Source organism: Lactococcus formosensis, assembly GCF_018403745.1.
Taxonomy (GTDB): domain Bacteria; phylum Bacillota; class Bacilli; order Lactobacillales; family Streptococcaceae; genus Lactococcus; species Lactococcus formosensis.
The window spans coordinates 270,451-289,234 of sequence record NZ_BOVP01000001.1 but is presented as its reverse complement, the minus strand read 5'-3'; the positions used below and the strand labels follow the sequence as shown (position 1 = coordinate 289,234).

At 38.5% G+C, this 18,784-nt stretch carries 18 protein-coding genes; 15 read left to right on the top strand and 3 right to left on the bottom strand.

The features are described 5' to 3' along the window. Nucleotides 1–57 precede the first annotated feature (57 nt). From KJS37_RS01430 to KJS37_RS01405, 6 genes are all read left to right on the top strand, one after another. Complete coding sequence (locus KJS37_RS01430; protein WP_213495568.1) at nt 58–831, top strand: TatD family hydrolase; 774 nt, start codon at nt 58–60, stop codon at nt 829–831. Continuing rightward, nucleotides 828–1,373: a ribonuclease M5 gene (gene rnmV, locus KJS37_RS01425; RefSeq protein ID WP_213495566.1), complete on the top strand. Its 546-nt coding sequence runs from the start codon at nt 828–830 to the stop codon at nt 1,371–1,373. Before KJS37_RS01430 ends, rnmV begins: the two co-directional genes overlap by 4 nt. Then, nucleotides 1,370–2,293, top strand: a complete 924-nt coding sequence (locus KJS37_RS01420) for an ABC transporter ATP-binding protein (RefSeq protein ID WP_213495564.1) — start codon at nt 1,370–1,372, stop codon at nt 2,291–2,293. Before rnmV ends, KJS37_RS01420 begins: the two co-directional genes overlap by 4 nt. Then, nucleotides 2,286–3,056 (top strand): ABC transporter permease, encoded by a 771-nt coding sequence (locus KJS37_RS01415; RefSeq protein WP_003134031.1) that lies wholly within the window; start codon nt 2,286–2,288, stop codon nt 3,054–3,056. The genes KJS37_RS01420 and KJS37_RS01415 overlap by 8 nt, the downstream gene beginning before the upstream one ends. Nucleotides 3,057–3,226: 170 nt before the next feature. Continuing rightward, a complete protein-coding gene (gene rsmA / locus KJS37_RS01410) occupies nt 3,227–4,117 on the top strand; it encodes a 16S rRNA (adenine(1518)-N(6)/adenine(1519)-N(6))-dimethyltransferase RsmA (RefSeq protein ID WP_213495562.1) in 891 nt (296 codons plus the stop codon). A gap of 5 nt (nt 4,118–4,122) precedes the next feature. Continuing rightward, nucleotides 4,123–4,704, top strand: a complete 582-nt coding sequence (locus tag KJS37_RS01405; RefSeq protein WP_165713143.1) for a uracil-DNA glycosylase family protein — start codon at nt 4,123–4,125, stop codon at nt 4,702–4,704. Between the two features lie 96 nt (nt 4,705–4,800). Here KJS37_RS01405 and KJS37_RS01400 read toward each other — a convergent pair whose 3' ends face one another. Continuing rightward, nucleotides 4,801–5,247 carry a GNAT family N-acetyltransferase gene (locus KJS37_RS01400; RefSeq protein ID WP_096368645.1) on the bottom strand — a complete coding sequence of 149 codons (447 nt, stop codon included), beginning with the start codon at nt 5,245–5,247 and terminating at the stop codon, nt 4,801–4,803. Nucleotides 5,248–5,356: 109 nt separating this feature from the next. On the opposite strand from KJS37_RS01400, the gene KJS37_RS01395 reads away from it, so the two are divergent. The 8 genes from KJS37_RS01395 (at nt 5,357) to yjeM (ending at nt 15,324) form a co-directional block, all read left to right on the top strand. Beyond that, nucleotides 5,357–6,478, top strand: a complete 1,122-nt coding sequence (locus KJS37_RS01395; protein WP_213495560.1) for an AI-2E family transporter — start codon at nt 5,357–5,359, stop codon at nt 6,476–6,478. A gap of 45 nt (nt 6,479–6,523) precedes the next feature. Next, nucleotides 6,524–7,852, top strand: a complete 1,329-nt coding sequence (locus tag KJS37_RS01390) for a hemolysin family protein (RefSeq protein WP_017368823.1) — start codon at nt 6,524–6,526, stop codon at nt 7,850–7,852. A 113-nt stretch (nt 7,853–7,965) separates the two neighbouring features. Then, nucleotides 7,966–9,426, top strand: a complete 1,461-nt coding sequence (locus KJS37_RS01385; protein ID WP_213495558.1) for an MFS transporter — start codon at nt 7,966–7,968, stop codon at nt 9,424–9,426. 66 nt (nt 9,427–9,492) lie between these two features. Continuing rightward, complete coding sequence (pflA, locus tag KJS37_RS01380; RefSeq protein WP_017368825.1) at nt 9,493–10,287, top strand: pyruvate formate-lyase-activating protein; 795 nt, start codon at nt 9,493–9,495, stop codon at nt 10,285–10,287. Between the two features lie 145 nt (nt 10,288–10,432). Next, entirely contained in the window at nt 10,433–11,377 is a 945-nt protein-coding gene (locus tag KJS37_RS01375) for a manganese-dependent inorganic pyrophosphatase (RefSeq protein ID WP_014024319.1), read from the top strand. After that, nucleotides 11,377–12,141 (top strand): DUF1803 domain-containing protein, encoded by a 765-nt coding sequence (locus tag KJS37_RS01370; protein ID WP_213495556.1) that lies wholly within the window; start codon nt 11,377–11,379, stop codon nt 12,139–12,141. Before KJS37_RS01375 ends, KJS37_RS01370 begins: the two co-directional genes overlap by 1 nt. Before the next feature lie 2 nt (nt 12,142–12,143). Further along, nucleotides 12,144–13,385, top strand: coding sequence for a peptidase T (gene pepT / locus KJS37_RS01365; protein ID WP_019292420.1), 1,242 nt, complete (start codon nt 12,144–12,146; stop codon nt 13,383–13,385). A 337-nt stretch (nt 13,386–13,722) separates the two neighbouring features. Further along, the gene (gene yjeM, locus KJS37_RS01360; protein WP_165711433.1) at nt 13,723–15,324 is read left to right on the top strand and encodes a glutamate/gamma-aminobutyrate family transporter YjeM; all 1,602 of its coding nucleotides are present in this window, start codon (nt 13,723–13,725) and stop codon (nt 15,322–15,324) included. 62 nt (nt 15,325–15,386) lie between these two features. On the opposite strand, the gene KJS37_RS01355 is transcribed toward yjeM, so the two are convergent. Both KJS37_RS01355 and KJS37_RS01350 read right to left on the bottom strand, forming a co-directional pair. After that, the gene (locus KJS37_RS01355) at nt 15,387–16,838 is read right to left on the bottom strand and encodes a UDP-N-acetylmuramoyl-L-alanyl-D-glutamate--L-lysine ligase (protein WP_213495554.1); all 1,452 of its coding nucleotides are present in this window, start codon (nt 16,836–16,838) and stop codon (nt 15,387–15,389) included. A gap of 194 nt (nt 16,839–17,032) precedes the next feature. Further along, a complete protein-coding gene (locus KJS37_RS01350; protein ID WP_165711431.1) occupies nt 17,033–17,920 on the bottom strand; it encodes a helix-turn-helix domain-containing protein in 888 nt (295 codons plus the stop codon). 280 nt (nt 17,921–18,200) lie between these two features. Between KJS37_RS01350 and KJS37_RS01345 the strand changes: the two genes are divergently transcribed. Further along, a complete protein-coding gene (locus KJS37_RS01345; RefSeq protein WP_165711430.1) occupies nt 18,201–18,701 on the top strand; it encodes a hypothetical protein in 501 nt (166 codons plus the stop codon). Nucleotides 18,702–18,784 lie beyond the last annotated feature (83 nt).

Genomic DNA, 18,784 nt, shown 5'->3' with positions numbered 1-18,784 from the left:
AAAATAGAGCGGTTTTTCTAAGAGAAGATTTACTTTGTTTTGGGTTATAATAGAAGAATGGATATTTTTGACACGCATACACACCTCAATTCAGATGAATTCATAGGTAGAGAAAAGGAAATTATCACTCAGGCACATGAGCAAGGTGTTCACCGCATGAATATTGTCGGAGTGGATCGTAAGACAAATGATTGGGCAATGAAAATCGCTGCAGAATTTACAGAATGCTATGCCACGATTGGTTGGCATCCTGATGAATGTGGAAGCTTTGATCAAGCTGCAGAGCAGTATCTTCTAGAAAATTTGCATAAGGATAAGGTGCTAGCAGTCGGTGAGATTGGTTTAGACTACCATTGGATGGTCGAATCAAAAGAATTGCAAGAGCAAAGTTTTCGTCGTCAGATTCAAATTTCGAAAGAAGCAGATGTTCCGTTTGTGGTACACACGCGTGATGCTTTAGCTGATACTTATGAGATTATAAAGTCAGAAGGTGTCGGTCCTCGTGGAGGAATCATGCATAGCTTTTCTGGGACTTATGCAGAAGCACAACAGTTTATGGATCTTGGTCTGATGCTTTCTTTCTCGGGTGTTGTGACATTCAAAAAGGCTCTCGATGTTCAAGAAGCAGCTGCTAAGTTACCTTTAGACCGTATTCTTGTTGAAACTGATGCCCCTTATCTTTCGCCAGTGCCTTATCGAGGTAAGGAGAATCAGCCAGGTTATACACGTTACACAGCAGAAAAAATCGCGGAACTCCGTGGAATTAGCTTGGAAGAAGTCGCTGAGCAAACCTATGCGAATGCACTGAAAGTGTTTGGTCTGTCCTCATGAAAGAAAAAATCGAAAAAGTCATCGTCGTTGAAGGACGAGATGACACAAGAAACCTGAAACATTTTTATGATTTGGATACCTACGAAACTGGAGGAAGCAGTATAGACGCGACCGATATCGAGCGGTTAAAGGTCCTTCAAGAGAAACGTGGACTTGTTGTTTTTACGGACCCAGATTTTCAAGGGGAGCGCATCCGTAAGATTATTATGCAAGCTATTCCCGAGGCGCAGCATGCTTTTTTGAAGCGAGAAGAAGCACGTCCTAAAGGGAAAGGTTCTCTCGGAGTAGAGCATGCAAAATATGAAGACTTGAAAAAAGCTTTAGGGCATTTGACAGGAGGTAAAAATATCGAGCCGACTGTCACGCAAGCAGATCTTATCGCTTTTGGTCTTATTCTTCGCTCAGACAGCCGCCAACGTCGTGAATATCTCTGTGAAGAACTTCGGATAGGTTATGCTAATGGCAAACAAATCCTCAAAAGACTCAATATGTTTGGAATTGAGCTCCAACAAATAGAAGAAATAATGAAGGGCTATAAATGAAAAAAGCACTTGAAATAAAAAATTTAAGAAAAGTCTATGATTCTGGCACAGAAGCCTTAAAAGGCATTGATTTAGCGGTTGAAGAAGGGGATTTTTATGCTTTACTTGGTCCTAATGGAGCAGGGAAATCAACAACTATTGGTATCATTACTTCGTTAGTGAATAAAACGTCTGGAACAGTTAAAGTTTTTGACTACGATATTGATAAAAATCTGGTACAGGCCAAACAACAACTCGGACTTGTGCCGCAAGAATTTAACTTTAATCAGTTTGAAACAGTTCAACAAATCTTAGTCAATCAGGCAGGATACTATGGTGTGCCTCGTAAGGAAGCACTCAAGCGTTCTGAAAAATATCTCACACAGTTGGAGCTTTGGGAAAAGCGTAATGACCGTGCCGGACGTCTTTCTGGTGGGATGAAACGTCGCTTGATGATTGCGCGTGCCTTGATGCACGAGCCTAAACTCTTGATTTTGGATGAGCCGACAGCAGGTGTTGATATTGATGTGCGCCGCTCAATGTGGGAATTTCTCGCACAGCTCAATGCCTCAGGCACAACGATTATTCTGACAACGCACTACTTGGAAGAAGCTGAAATGCTTTGTCGAAATATTGGAATTATCCAGTCTGGACAAGTGATTGAAGATACAAGTATGAAAAACCTATTATCAAAATTACAATTGGAAACATTTATTCTTGATATTAAAGCTGAAGGACAAACGCCAGAACTTGCTGGATACGAGATTAACTTGGTGGACCCACAGACCTTGGAGCTTAAGATTGAACGCAATCAGGGCATCAATGCTGCTTTTGAGCAACTGACTGCCCAAGGCATTCAAGTTCTTTCCATGCGCAATAAATCAAATCGTCTAGAAGAGCTTTTTGTTAAGCTTACTCATGAGGAGGAAAAAAATGTTTAAACTCTACTGGACCGCAGGAAAATCTCTTGCTATTAAGGAAGTCACACGTTTTATGCGTATTTGGGTGCAAACTCTTGTTCCACCAGTGATTACGACAACACTTTATTTTATTATCTTTGGTAAAATGATTGGTTCACGAATTGGTGATATGCACGGTTTTTCTTATATGCAATTTATCGTGCCTGGTCTCATCATGATGTCTGTTATCACCAGCTCTTACGCCAATGTCTCTTCAAGTTTCTTTTCGCAAAAATTCCAAAAAAATATTGAAGAACTGCTTGTTGCCCCAGTACCAACGCATGTGATTATTTTAGGGTTTGTAGCTGGCGGAAGTCTTCGAGGTATTTTTGTCGGAACACTGGTGACGATCATTTCGCTACTCTTTGTTCCTTTAGTCGTGAAATCTTGGCTCGTGATTATTGTAACTTTATTGTTGACAGCATTTCTCTTTTCATTGGCTGGGCTTCTTAACGGTGTCTTTGCGCGTTCTTTTGATGATGTCTCAATCGTGCCAACATTTGTTTTGCAGCCTTTGACTTATCTTGGTGGCGTCTTCTACGCTATCTCTATGTTGCCACCGATCTGGCAGGATATCTCTAAAGTCAATCCTATCGTCTATATGATTTCGGGCTTTCGTTATGGTTTTTTAGGCGTCCAAGATGTGGCACTTTGGATTAGCTTACTTGTGCTACTTGGTTTTGTCATTGTGCTCTATGCAATTTGTTATTACTTTATCGAGCGTGGTCGTGGTTTGAGGTCTTGAAAATTAAAAAGAAGCTAGTTCTTGAAAGCTAGCTTCTTTTTAGTTAAGAAGTTTTGTTAATATCATAAAAGTTCAGCAGAATACAGAGTGAGGAGTTGTCCTGTCAACATATATTTTCAGTAGATAAGGTTAACCTAGAGTTGCTCCAGTAATTCTGCTATAATAAAGCTATGATAACTTCAAATATAGATCGTATCTCAAACGTCATCCGCACGCAGGATATTCTACGTCGGCATGACTTTAACTTTAAGAAAAAATTTGGTCAAAACTTTTTGACAGACCATAATATTTTGACAAAGATTACAGCTACTGCAGAACTTTCAGATCAAGTCAATGTGATCGAGATTGGACCAGGTATCGGTTCGCTCACGCAGTATTTGCTTGAAGAGGCCGCAGAAGTGATGGCTTTTGAAATTGACAAAACTTTGATTCCGATTTTGGAAGAGACTTTGGCACCTTATGATAATTTTCAACTTGTGAATGCTGATGTTTTGAAAGTTGATATGCGTGAGCATATCAAGAACTTCAAAAATCCTAACTTACCTATAAAAGTTGTAGCGAACCTTCCTTATTACATTACTACGCCTATCCTCATGCACTTGATTGAATCCAAGATTCCTTTTACAGAGTTTGTAGTGATGATGCAAAAAGAAGTCGCTGATCGTATCGCAGCTAAACCAAGTACAAAGGCTTATGGCTCGCTTTCGATAGCGGTGCAATATTATATGGAAGCACAGGTCGCTTTCACTGTACCTCGCACAGTGTTCGTGCCAGCGCCTAATGTAGACTCTGCTATCTTGAAGATGACACGCCGTGAGCAGCCGTTGGTTGCTGTGAAAGATGAAGATTTCTTCTTTAAAACCATGCACTCAACCTTTGTTCACCGCCGTAAAACTTTGATGAACAACTTACAATCTGCCTTTGGTAAGGATAAAAAACCACAAATTACTGAACTTTTGGCTCGAGCTGAGATTTCGCCAACCATTCGTGCTGAAGCACTCTCAATACCAGAATTTGCACGCTTAGCAGATGCTTTACTTCCTCTCAAAGAAGGAGAATAAATAAAATGGATAAGCTGTCAAAAATTTTTCAAGCGATAAAAGAAGATCCGCAAAATACTCTATATACGGCACAAGGTATTGACCCACTTTACGCCGTACATCAAGAAGCAAAAATACTTATTGTAGGTCAAGCACCAGGAATTCGGGCACAGGAGACTCGCCTTTTTTGGAATGACCCTTCTGGGGATCGTCTCCGTGAGTGGCTTGGGATTTCTTATGAAGAATTTTACAGCTCATCCAAGCTTGCCATCTTACCTATGGACTTTTACTTTCCAGGAAAAGGAAAGTCTGGTGATTTACCGCCAAGAAAAGGCTTTGCGGAAAAATGGCATCCTTTATTAATTGCAGAGATGCCTCAGCTAGAGCTGATTATCCTAATTGGTTCTTATGCTATTCCTTACTACCTTAATGTCCCGAAACAGACACGAATTACTGATGTTGTTCGTAATTTCGAGCAGTATCTACCGGAATATTTTCCTCTGGTACATCCTTCACCACGAAATAATATTTGGTTGCGTAAAAATCCATGGTTTGAAACGGAAGTATTGCCAGAGTTGAAAATAAGAGTGAACAACCTCCTTGATTGAAGCAAGGAGGTTTAGTTTTGTTTAAGGAATTGTTAATATAATGCATATAAATAAAGGAAAGCGCTCTCCAACGGTGAATAGGTGAGCGCTTATTTTTTATTTAATTTCAAAAGACATGGTGACATGATCGATTCCAGCTTCTGTGAAGGTATCGCCTTGTGCTTGAAAGCCGAATTTTTCGTAGAGACCTTTGGCACTGAGTTGCGCATGCAAAGTTAAAAGTGTAATCCCAGCTTGATTACAAAAGTCAAGAAGACTTTGTAAGAGGACATTTGCATAGCCTTTGCCACGTTCCTCTTTTAGAACGGCCATTCGTTGGACCACAGCGTGTTTCTTATCCTCGCTATCCACCAAAAGACGAACAGTTGCTAAGGCTTTACTATCCTCGTAACCTACAAAGTGCACGGAATGTGCCTCATCAATAGGACTGCCGACTTCTAAATCAAAAGGAACACCTTGCTCCTTCACAAAAACAGTATTACGAATACGTAATGCATCACAGTATATTTCCGACATGGTGTCGCGGGTTTGCTTGACTTGCATAAATTTCCTCCCGAAATCTTGAATTTGCGTAAAAATCTTATTTCAATTATAATATAAATAGCTTTAAAAAAAAAGAAAGGGCGCCTTTTGCCCTTATTAGTAGGATATTATGTTTAAAAACAGTAAATTATTTTTTTGGACAGTAGAAATTTTAGCAGCGACCCTGCTTATTTTTATGCTCATGCAACTGGAATTTCTCTTCCAACCGGTCAAAACTCTTTTGGCCCTGCTCTTTATTCCCTTCATCATCGCGGGTTTTCTTTACTACATCTTCAAACCCGTAGTGACTTATATGGAAACCCGTTGGAAAATTAAACGTTTCTTTGCGATTTTGATTGTCTTATTTACCTTGTTCGGGCTTGTGGTTTGGAGTATTGCGTCCATTATTCCTAATGTCGTTTCTCAGTTAAGCAGCTTGATTGATGCCAGCACAAAAGCTTTTCCTGAGTTTCGTGATTGGATTGAATCTTTGCAAAACGATCCGCGATTTGCTCACATTTACCACCAGTTGGATATTAATAGTATGATTAGCAATATTAATGTATCTTATACCGATATCCTGAACAACTTGCTTAAAAATTTGACGGACAGTGTTGGAAGTATCGTAGGTATCATTTCCTCGGTAGTTATGGTTGCTATCTTAGTTCCTATCCTACTTTACTATATGCTAAAAGATGGTGAAAAGTTACTTCCTTCTTTGAAACGCACGATTTTTCGTGAAGATCCACTTGGATTCGTTGAACTTCTTGAGAAGATGAATGCGACAATTTCTCGTTATATTTCGGGCGTTGCTTTGGACTCACTTTTGGTCTTCATCTTTGTCTTTGTAGGTTATATGCTGTTCGGTATTCCTTATGCCTTCTTGTTTGCTAGCTTTTCAGCTATTACCAACTTGATTCCTTATGCAGGACCTTATATTGGCGTTTTACCAGTAATTTTCACTCTGGCGTTTACACAACCTTGGACAGCTGTACTTGCTGTCGCTTATGTTTTGATTCTACAACAGATTGATGGCAATCTAGTTTATCCTAAGATTGTAGGGAATGCTGTTCGCGTCCATCCTGTGACAGTCATGGTTTTAATGCTGGTTTCAGGAAGTTTGTATGGGATTCTAGGTATGATTATTGCCGTACCTGTCTACTCATTGGTTAAAGAAATTGTGAAGTTCCTTGCTGGGCTATGGCACAATCATCGTGAGCAAGAAAAGAAAAAAATATTTCAAAACGATTAAACTATGATATAATAGTTTTCATATTACTAAAAAATAGGAGTAAAAATGGCACACCCTGACCCCGAGAGCACCTCGATAATTTTACAGATTTTATTACTTGTTTTTCTTACGGCTTTGAACGCATTCTTCTCAGCAAGTGAGATGGCACTCGTTTCTCTATCGCGATCGCGTGTAGAGCAAAAAGCGAGTGAAGGCGATGAGCAGTATCAATACTTGCTAAGTGTAATCGATAATCCGACACACTTCCTGTCAACTGTTCAAGTTGGTATTACCTTCTTGAATATCGTGGCGGGTGCAAGTTTGGCTGATACTTTAGCTGTTCAGCTTGCACCGCTATTTGGTGACACAAGCTTTGCCCAAACCTTAAGTAAAATCATTATCTTGGTTATTTTGACTTTCTTTACTATTGTATTTGGTGAGCTTTTCCCTAAACGTATCGCACAGGCCCTTAAAGAAAAAGCAGCCTTGAAAATGGTTCGTCCTCTGATGGCGATTGGTGTGGTTTTAAAACCGTTCATTTGGTTGTTGACCATTACGATAAATGGGCTTGCAAGAATCTTCCCAATCAAGTTTGACAGCAGTGATGATGACATGACACGTGATGAGATTGAGTATCTCGTGCATACCGATGAAACTGCCTTGGATGATTCTGAACGTGAAATGATTACAGGTGTTTTCAGTCTTGATGAACTTGTAGCACGGGAAATTATGGTTCCACGTACGGATGCCTTCATGATTGATATCAATGATGATCCACGAGAAAATATTGAGAAAATGCTCAGCGAGTCTTACTCTCGTGTTCCTGTTTATGACGACGACAAAGACAATATTTTAGGGATTATTCACACCAAACGTATCTTAGCTCGAGGCTTTGCTGACGGTTTCGATAATATTGATTTCCGTGAGATGTTGCAAGAACCTCTCTTTGTTCCAGAAACCGTCTTCGTCGATGACTTGATGCTTCAGATGCGTAATACCCAAAATCAAATGGCTATTTTGTTGAACGAATATGGGGGCGTTGAAGGTATCGTCACACTTGAAGACTTGATTGAAGAAATCGTTGGAGAGATTGAAGACGAAACTGATATCGCAGAAGCAGAAGTTCATAAGATTGGTGAGAACATGTATGTGGTTCAAGGTAAAATGACCATCAATGACTTTAATGATGAATTTGGCACACATTTGGTCAACAAAGATGTAGACACAATGGCTGGTTTCTTCCTTTCAGAAACAGGGCAAATACCAGAAAAAGGTCAACAAGTGATGTGTAAGATTGATAACTTAGAAGATCATTTCTCGCTCACAAGTTTAGAAGTAGATGGAAATCGTATATTAAAACTTCGTGTGGAGTTCGATGTAGAGCTTCCTGAATAAAAAACAAAGATAGATTAGCTTTAATCTATCTTTTTGTTTTTACTGTCCTGACTTTCTCAAAAAAACTATGATAAAATGTAAAAGAAATAAAGATATAGAACAGAGGAGGAGATATGAAAAGAAAAGAACATCTGGCTATTGTTATAGCTATTTTTATTGCAACATTTATGACATCTGTTGAGGTTACAATTGTGACCACAGCCATGCCAACGATTATTTCACAGTTGAAAGGTCTAGAATTACAAAGTTGGGTTTTTGCTATTTATTTACTGATTTCAGCTATTGCCACACCAATCTATGGGAAGTTGGCGGATAATCTGGGACGGAAAAATATTTTTATCTTTGGCCTTGTTTCTTTTGTGATCGGTTCGGTACTTTGTGGTATCGCACCCAATATGCTATTCCTTATTATTTTTCGAGCGCTTCAAGGTGTGGGGGCCGGAGCGGTTATGCCTTTGACATTCACAATTATAGCTGATTTATTTGATTTTGAAGAGCGTGCAAAAATTATGGCGTTGAATAATACAGCTTGGGCGATTTCAGCTTTAGTAGGCCCGTTACTTGGCGGATGGATTGTTGATACGTTGGGTTGGCACGGGGTTTTCTTCATCAATGTGCCCTTGGGATTGATCACACTTTTGCTTACAATTTTTGGTTATAAGGATGTACACGAAAAAACAGCAAAACAACCGATGGACTGGGCAGGTATTGTCTCTCTATCTGTACTTTTAGTTTCATTATTACTGATGTTTCAAGAAATGTCAGCTTCCACAATCAATTGGCTATTAGAGCTTGTGCTCCTCCTTTTGATTGTTGCGGCCAGCATCATTTTTATTCGCACAGAGAAAAAAGCAGTCGATCCTTTATTTAATTTAGAAATGTTTAAAACAAGGACTTTCAGTATTCAGATTATTATTTCAATGCTTTTAAGTGGTTGCTTGATTGCTTTCAATATTTATTTTCCTATTTGGCTACAAGCCATTTACCGCGTTCCAGCCTTTGTTGCAGGTCTTGCATTAACACCTACATCATTGTTTTGGATGGTAACCAGTTTCTTTGTTGGTTTTCTTTTACGACGTTTTGCGCCGAAGAGACTTTATACAGTTTTAGTAGGTATTCTTATCCTTGTCTACATTCCCCTAGTTCTTTCAAGTGTTGCTTTCCCAATCGAAGGTTTTTACATTATTTCAGCTTTCACAGGAAGTGTCATGGGTGTTATACTCTCAACAACAACACTTTTGGCGCAAAAAATGGTGCCTGCTGAAATGGTTGGTCAAGCAAGTTCTCTCGTTGTGTTAGGACGAACTTTAGGTCAGGCAATGATGACCGGGATATTGGGGCTAGCATTTTCCTTAGGCATTAATGCAGGACTAAGTAAATTTCCTGAAGTAAGTTTTAAAAATGTTAACGAGTTTATCAGTACAGCTTCGAATGCAGTTGTTCCAGATAAAATTCATGGGCAATTAGAACAAATCGTTCTGGGGGCTCTACACAATGTTTTCTTCTTAGCTTTACTTCTTTGCATAATCACTTTTGTGGTAAATCTGTTTGATGATGGAAAATTAAGAGCTTAGAAAAGAAGTTGATAATAAGTAAGATTTGAGGTATGATAAAAGCATACTGAAGAAGAGGAAAAGCTTATGACTGATACAAATATTGAAGAAGCCAAAAAAGTAACCGGCCTAATTCATTCCACAGAATCCTTTGGTTCTGTAGATGGTCCAGGCGTACGTTTTATTGTTTTTATGCAAGGTTGTCAAATGCGTTGCAAATACTGTCATAACCCAGACACGTGGGCGTTGAAAAACGAAAAAGCAACGACACGTACGGTAGAAGATGTGATGGACGAAGCACTTCGTTTCCGGGGTTTTTGGGGTGAAAAAGGTGGAATTACTGTATCGGGTGGTGAAGCCATGTTGCAAATTGACTTCGTCATCGCTCTTTTCCAATATGCTAAAAGTTTAGGTATTCATACTACTTTAGATACTTCGGCTCGTCCATTTAGAACAGACGAATATATTACTTCTCGTATTGATGAGCTTCTTGATGTTACAGATCTTGTCTTGCTGGACTTGAAAGAGATTGATTCAAAACGTCATAAGGTTTTGACGGGACATCCTAATGAAAATATTTTAGAATTTGCCCGCTACCTTTCTGATAAAGGACAAGCCATGTGGATCCGTCACGTGCTTGTACCAGGTGAAACGGATATTGACGAAGATTTAGAAAAGTTAGGGGAATTTGTTAAGACCTTGGATAATGTGCTGAAATTTGAAATCTTACCTTATCATACGATGGGGGAATTCAAATGGCGTGAACTAGGCTGGAAATATCCACTTGCTGGTGTTAAACCACCGACAAAAGAACGTGTGTCCAATGCAAAATCAATCATGGGTACAGAAACTTATCAAGAATATTTAGAGAGAATTAGATAAAACTTGAAGGCCATATTTGGCTTTCAAGTTTTTTCAGTGCCAAGATTAAGGCAAGAACACTTCCAGTAATAGATTGAAAGCGTGCGTAAATCCTCTTTTTTTGATATAATGAAGCGAATATAAATATATAAATGAGGTAAAAGAAATGTCAGATAAAATTTTTGTCTTTGGCCATCAAAAACCAGATACAGATGCAATCGCATCATCTTATGGTTTCTCATATTTGAGCAACCATCGTCCAGTTGGAGCTTTGAATACAGAGTGTGTTGCATTAGGTACACCTAATGAAGAAACACAGTTTGCTTTGGACTATTTTGGTGTGGAAGCACCACGTGTCGTAACATCAGCAGCAGCTGAAGGCGTGGATACAGTTATCTTGACGGATCACAATGAATTCCAACAATCAATCGCAGATATCGCTTCATTAAATATCTTTGGCGTTGTGGATCACCACCGTGTGGCAAACTTCAACACTGCTTCTCCTTTGTTTATGACAATTGAACCTGTTGGATCAGCTTCATCAATTGTTTACCGCAAATTCCTTGAAGCAGGTGTTGAGATTCCACGTGAAGTGGCTGGACTCTTACTTTCAGGTTTGATTTCAGATACATTGCTTTTGAAATCACCAACAACACATGCAACTGACCACAAAGTTGCAGAAGAATTGGCAAAAATTGCTGGTGTTGACCTCCAAGAATATGGTATGGCTATGCTTAAAGCTGGTACAAACTTGGACAACAAGTCAGCAGATGAACTCATTGATATTGATGCAAAAACATTTGAACTTAATGGCAGCCGTATCCGTATCGCTCAAGTAAACACAGTTGAAATTCAAGATGTACTTTCTCGCTTACATGATGTCAAAGTTGCCATCAAGAAAGCAATGGAAGTTGAACATTATGATGACTTTGTCTTCATGATTACAGATATCGTAAATTCTAACTCAGAAATTGTCGAAATCGGGAGTCACAAAGATAAAGTTGAAGCAGCTTTCCACTTTACGTTGGAAGACGACCATGCTTTCTTAGCTGGTGCCGTTTCACGTAAAAAGCAAGTTGTACCACAACTTACTGAAGAGTTTAACAAATAATGCCTATTCGCGTTTTTAATGAAAATAGGCTGACCTGTCAGCCTTTTTTCTTAAAACTGATTAATTATCTGCAAGTACATGAAGATGTAACGTTGCGTCAAATTCATAAGGCTTTTGAGCAAGAGAGAAACTTAGATCGCCAGCTTGACAGCTTCATAGCTGCTGGCTTTATCTGGCGTAAAGATAAACGTTATGGCAATAATTTTAAGGTTTTTACTGATGCTGACTTTGATCTTTCTTCAAAAATAATGCCTATAGCTGTTAATATCTATGAAGCGCCATTTTTTGTGGCAGCTGGAAGTCAAGTGGAGCAGAGGCTTGAACAGTCAATTGTCCAGCAAAAGCTGAAAAATAAAACCAACACTATTACGTTACATTTTTCAAGTCGGTATGATTTGGCCACAGATAGCTTATTTAATTATTTTTACAAGGTAGCGCATCATTTGCCTCTCACAATGCTTGAACAAGAAGTCTATCAGCTTATGGGAGATGTTGATCCGGAGTATGCTCTGAAATACATGACTAGCTTTTTGCTCAAGTTTACACGTAAAGATGTTGTTAAAGCGCGACCAGATATTTTTATCAGGGCTTTAGAAAAATACGGCTATATCTCCGCAGTAGGTGAACGAGAGTTTGCGTCAAATCTTGCGTTTGACGACACACTCCAACTAGAAGAAATTTATTTTGATTCCCCTAAAGACTTCATCACTGCTCAAATCCAACAAACAAAGGTATTAAATAACTTCATTTCCATAGGAGGATAAAAATGAAATACGAAAAATTGTTACCCCGTTTCCTTGATTACGTCAAAGTAAACACACGTTCAGATGAAAATTCAACAACAGTTCCATCTGTCCCTGCTCTTGTCGATTTTGCTCATAAAATGGCGGATGAGATGCGCGAAATTGGTATCCAAGATGTACACTATCTTGAATCAAACGGTTATGTTGTAGGAACTATTCCAGCAACAACAGATAAAAATGTCCGTAAAATTGGTTTGATTTCTCACATGGATACAGCAGACTTTAATGCAGAAGGTATCAATCCTCAAATCCTTGAAAACTATGATGGAGAGTCTGTTATTAAGCTTGGTGATTCTGGTTTCAGTCTTGATCCAGCAGAATTCCCAAACTTGAAAAATTACAAAGGCCAAACATTGATCCATACAGACGGCACAACACTTTTGGGTGCTGATGACAAGTCTGGTATCGCTGAAATTATGACTTTGGCTGATTATTTAATCAATATTAATCCTGATTTTGAACATGGAGAAATCCGGATTGGTTTTGGTCCTGATGAAGAAATCGGTACAGGGGCTGATCGTTTCGATGTTGAAGACTTCAATGTTGACTTTGCTTATACTGTTGATGGTGGACCGCTTGGCGAATTGGAATATGAAACATTCTCAGCTGCTGGTGCTGTTTTGGAATTCCAAGGTAAAAATGTTCACCCAGGTACAGCCAAAAATACAATGGTTAACGCTTTGCAATTAGCAATGGATTACCATGCGCAATTGCCAGAATTTGATCGTCCTGAAAAAACAGAAGGACGTGAAGGTTTCTTCCACCTTTTGAAATTAGACGGAACTGTCGAAGAAGCACGCGCACAATATATTATTCGTGACCATGCAGAAGATAAATTTAATGAGCGCAAAGCCTTGATGCAAGAAATTGCTGATAAAATGAATGCTGAACTTGGTTCTGAACGCGTAAAAGCAACAATCAAAGATCAATATTACAATATGGCTCAAGTTATCGAGAAAGACATGTCCATCATTGATCTTGCCGAAGAAGCAATGAAAAACTTGGATATTGAACCAAAAATTGAACCTGTTCGTGGTGGTACAGATGGTTCTAAAATTTCCTTCATGGGCTTGCCAACACCAAACATCTTTGCGGGTGGTGAAAACATGCATGGCCGTTTTGAGTTTGTAAGCTTACAAACTATGGAAAAAGCAGTTGACGTACTTCTCGAAATGCTCAAACTCAATAATAAAGTTGAAAAATAAGGCATAATAAGCTAAAATAGTTCTTAAGGTTGGAAGGGTTATCTTTCCACAAGTTAATTTTTGAGCACTACAGTTTTCTAATAAATAAATCTATGAACAAGTCGCCTTCTGGCGGCCTGTTTTAGGTTTTTCTTAAAATTGTCGCACAATTATAACGAATTCTAGTTATGATTGTTCTATTCTATCTTTTATAAAAGACAGTATAATTCACTGTTGAGATTTATGGTAGAATGACTAGCTCGCCTTTACTTATGGTAATTATACAAGTGCTTTAAGCTACTTGATTTACAAATATTTTCAATCAGTCAATCTGATTATAAAAAAAGGAGGACATTTGATGTCTGATAAAGCAAAAGGGAAACTTTCTCTTGTCGGCTTATGCCTGATGATCTTCACGTCAGTATATGGATTTAACAACATCCCACGTGCATTCTACATGATGGGTTATGCTGCGATTCCATGGTATATCGTAGGAGGATTATTCTTCTTCCTGCCCTTTGCCTTCATGGTAACTGAACTTGGTTCAGCGTTCAAAGAAGAAAAAGGTGGGATCTATTCTTGGATGGAGAAAGCAGTTGGTCCAACTTTCGCCTTCGTCGGAACATTTATGTGGTACGCTTCATATTTGGTGTGGATGGTCAACGTTTCAAATGGTATCATGGTACCCATCACAAACATGATTTTTGGTAACTCGCTTCATGTACCAGATCCATGGATTCTCTCAATCATTGCTATGATTTGGGTTGCTGCAATCACTTTCTTTGCACTTCGTGGTTTAGATGCGGTTAAAAAATTCGCTACCCTTGGTGGTATAGCTGTTCTTTCATTGAATGCGATTCTCCTGATTTGTGCTCTGTTAGTTCTTGTTCTTAATGGACATCCAACAACACCAATTACTGCTGAAGCTTTTGTAACCAGCCTTAACCCTAACTTCAATAACAGTTCAGCGATTGGCTTTATTGCCTTCATGGTATTTGCCATCTTTGCTTATGGTGGTGTTGAAGCTGTTGGTGGTTTGGTTGATGAAACAGACCAACCTGAGAAAAACTTCCCTCGTGGTGTTGTAACATCAGCACTTATCATTGCCATTGGTTATTCTGTAATGATTCTCTGTGTTGGTTTCTTCATGAACTACCAAACAGGCGGCGCATTCTATGAAGGCGTAAAAGCTGGAACAATCAACCTTGGTAATGCGGGTTATGTAACAATGCAATATCTTGGTGAAGCGCTTGGAGCTGCCTTTGGTATGAGCCATTCAGGTGCGGTAGTTATCGGTTCAATCCTTGCCCGTTACATGGGTCTTGCAATGTTGCTTTCATTGATGGGTGCTTTCTTTACATTGATCTACAGCCCTGTTAAACAAATTATTTCTGGTACACCAGATAAACTTTGGCCAGGTCGTTATGGACAACTTGATAAAGAATCAGGTATGCCTAAATTTGCGATGGTTATCCAATTTGTCATCGTCTTTGTCATCATCTTATTGAATATGCTTATTAACCTTGGTGGTGGTGCAGAAGCAGCAGCGAAATTCTTTGCAATCTTGACAAACATGGCTAATGTTGCAATGACATTACCTTACCTCTTTATCGTCATTGCCTATGCAAAATTCAAACTCAATGACAACATCGAAAAACCATTCACACTTTACAAATCTAAAGGTGTAGCGATGGCGGCTGTAACGGTAACATTTCTAGTTGTTGCTTTTGCAAATGCCTTCACAGTAATCCAACCAATCACAGATTACTTTGCTTTGCCAGTTGCTGAACGTTCAGCAGTTCTTGGCGATACAATCCAAACAGTGGTATCAATGATTGCTGGTCCAGTTATCTTTGGTTTGGTAGCCTTCTTCATGATGAACCGCTACAAAAAACGTTACCCTGCAGAATATGCTTCATTAACAGATCTTTCTGAAGATGAATTACATAATGCCAAATAAAAAAGAGCAGCTTAAGCTGCTTTTTTTATTGGAAAACATAAAAATGCCGATGAGGCATTTTTTTAAAGAAATTGTTCAGCTACGGCTCTATCACCAGGATAAGGTACTCGCTTATCATTGACTAACTGGAACTTGTCCGCACCCTTTCCGGCAATAATAACAGCATCATCTTTATCTGTTACACGTTGAATAGCCTGTTTTATAGCTTCTGCTCGGTCTCTTTCGAAATCACAAGAACGAGAAACATAACTTGCGATTTCATCAGCAATAGCTTTAGGATCTTCGTGGTTAGAATCATCCTGCGTGAGGATCACTTCTAAACGTTCATGTGCTTCGATAACTTGGCCAAAATCTTTACGGCGACTTTCACCTTTATTACCTGTAGCTCCTAAAACCAAGACGATTTTACCGCTATGATGTGGTTCAACAACAGATACTAAGTTTTTCAAACTAATGCCATTGTGAGCATAATCGACATAAATTATTGCACCGCTTTTTGTAGTTAACATCTCCATGCGTCCAGGTACAACGGCTTTCGCTAAGCCGTTTTTAATTTGTTCGATTGTTGCTCCTAGATGTTGGGTTGCTAAAGCTGTAGCTAAGGCGTTTTCTTGGTTAAATTTTCCAAGCAAACGAATGTCAAAATGGTCAGCTATTTTACCACTTGTTGTAAAATCGTGTGCATGAGAAGCGATGATTTGATTGTCAGACATTTCGCCGTAAAAATCATGCGGGATTTCGAGTTCTTCTAATTCTTGTTTAATCACATTGAAGTGGGTCATTTCACTGTTGGCCACAAAGTAATCCGAATGATGTAAAAGTTGTCGCTTGCAGTAAAAATAATCTTCGAGTGTAGGATGTTCCACGGGGCCAATATGGTCGGGAGAGATATTAAGGAAGACGCCAACATCGAAGTTAATAGCATAGACACGTTCGGTTTTATAAGCTTGTGAACTTACTTCCATCACAAGATGTGTCATTCCATTATCCACAGCTTGGCGCATCATTTTGAGTAAATCAAGACTTTCGGGTGTAGTCAACTCAGATTTGAAGAAATTTTTCCCATCAAGAGTTGTTTCTGCTGTAGAAAGCAAAGCTGTTTTTTGCCCGTTCATTTCATCTAAGATTGATTTAGCGAAGTAAGCAGAAGTTGTTTTTCCTTTCGTACCAGTTAAAGCTAAAATTTTGAGTTCATTTTGTGGATAATCATAAAAGGATTGGGCGAGGAGACTCATTGCGCGTTTGACATTGGAAACAATGATTGCAGGAATCTCCACTTCATAGTCTGTTTCTGAAATGTAGAACGGTGCCGCTAAGTTTTCTAAATATTCCGCTTTAAAATTTAACCCTTTTGCAAAAAACAGGGTTGATGCAGAAGTATTTCGGCTATCATAGCTTAGTTGATCGAAGGTTAATTCTTCCTCCCAGTTATAGTAATATTCTTTTTCGAAGACGATTTCGTGAAAGTTATCATCTTTTTTCAGAATTTCTAAAACATCATGTATTTTGATCATGGACTTTTCTGCCTCCTTTATTTACACCATTTAACTCTGGAGAGAGCTAAATTTTAAGGCACTTCACTTAAGTGTGGTTAGGTGCTTTTTTCTTATACGTAGGCTTAATTATACCATTTTCACTTGTGTTTTTCTCACTTGGTAGACGTTTTAGTATTTTCTTTTACAGGGGACTATACCCTAACAGGAGGTATTTATCTTGGCTTTCTTGATTTTATTAAAGTCTCTAAGCTTTTAATTTCTTGTTCTAGCTTCTGAGCAATTTGATAGGATCCGCACAGTTCAAAAAAATATTGACATTTTTTCATTGTTTTTACAGCGCTTGTATCTCCAAAACTTACTTCAAAAAACGCTTTTTGATATATGAAATTTACTCTATCAAAAAGATCATCTTCTGGAATATTTAAAGTGCTAATAAAATACAGTAGTTCTTCCGCTAAGTATTTCTGCCTCTTTTTTATAAAAATCTCGAGGACGTTTATTACGGACCTTAATTGTGCTTTTTGAGTGAGAGGGTGAATGTTTCTGCATCGCGCTGTTTTAAGTATTTTATGGCTAAACTTTGATAAGGTACCTAAGTCAAGAAATACAGCTATGTCACTCAACAAATCAAATTCATATTCGCCCCATATTTTGATGTTCTTTAAGTAGTGTTTAATAACAGTAAGACTTTTAGGAGAGAGGTGGTAATGGGAATCTAGCTGCTTCATGGTCGCCTCTAATCGGAATTTATCAAATTCTAATCTTTGAGTGGAAGGCGAGCTTTGTATAAGTGATTTTTCATATCTTTGGATAATTTTTTGAAGATGGAGCATATTACTGTTTAGGTGAGCCATATGACGTTCTTCAAACCAGTCCCAGGGATTGAGTTGGACATTGAGATGATGGAAAAATTCATGAGGAGAAACGTTTATGTTATTCAAGAGATAGAGCAAAACAAGACAGGAAACATGGCTCCGTCCGTTTTCAAAATTAGAAAGTTGAGAAATGGAGATGCAGTCCTTCGCCGCTTCCTTAAGTGCGAAATTTTTAGAAGTACGAAAATAGCGATATGTTTCTCCTATGGGTAATGTTTTTTTCATAAATGACTCCTAGAATTTTAATATTTTTATGCTTTAAAACTGAGGTAAATTAACAATAAAACGCTTGGTTATGGCAATTTCTCCATTAACTAAGTTAACAAAGAACTGTCAATATATAGTAATTTAAGCCTAAGTTATAACTGTCTTTAGCTGTAATGTTGTTATAGACTAACTATAAGCGATATAAATGGATAGGATTGATTAAGTGCTTCAACTATTATTCGTATCTTTGCTGAAAAATTCACACATAAAATATCATAGCCACAGAAAGGAAAATTTAATGAAAAGACAAACTAAAAAAGCGATAGTTGGTATGATTGCGCTCACTCTCTTATTTTCGACAGTTGGACCGTCTGTGACAGGGCTAGTACAAGCGAATGATATTCAAGTAAGTCAACAACAAAGTGAAATTTGGGATTCGCTTGAACAGATTACCTTTGACGAATCTGACTTGGCTTTTTTACAACAAAAAGAAAAAGAATTGATGGCAAGTCAAAACGTGCCATTATTGGCACCGCGTGCTTTTTCTATCCGAATGGTTGGAAGGAATTTGGAAGGCTTGTGGCATCGTTCATCAGGGATGCGCAGGGCTTTAACGGCGGTAGGGTTTGGTTGGACACAGATTAAGGCTCTCGCGCGTGGTGTTTATGTCTATAGTTATGGCGCAATTGCGTCTAAAATAGCGACTGTTGCAGCATGGAATTGGGCACTTGGTGCTGTGATAGGTGTTTCAGCAGGTGCAGCTATCTATACAATGGGGAATTTCCGGCTTTTTTATTAATCATCCTTATGAATAAAAATAACCAAACTTATATTTTTAGCGCTCTAATTTTCCTTGGTGCTAGTTTTCTTATCATTGTTTCA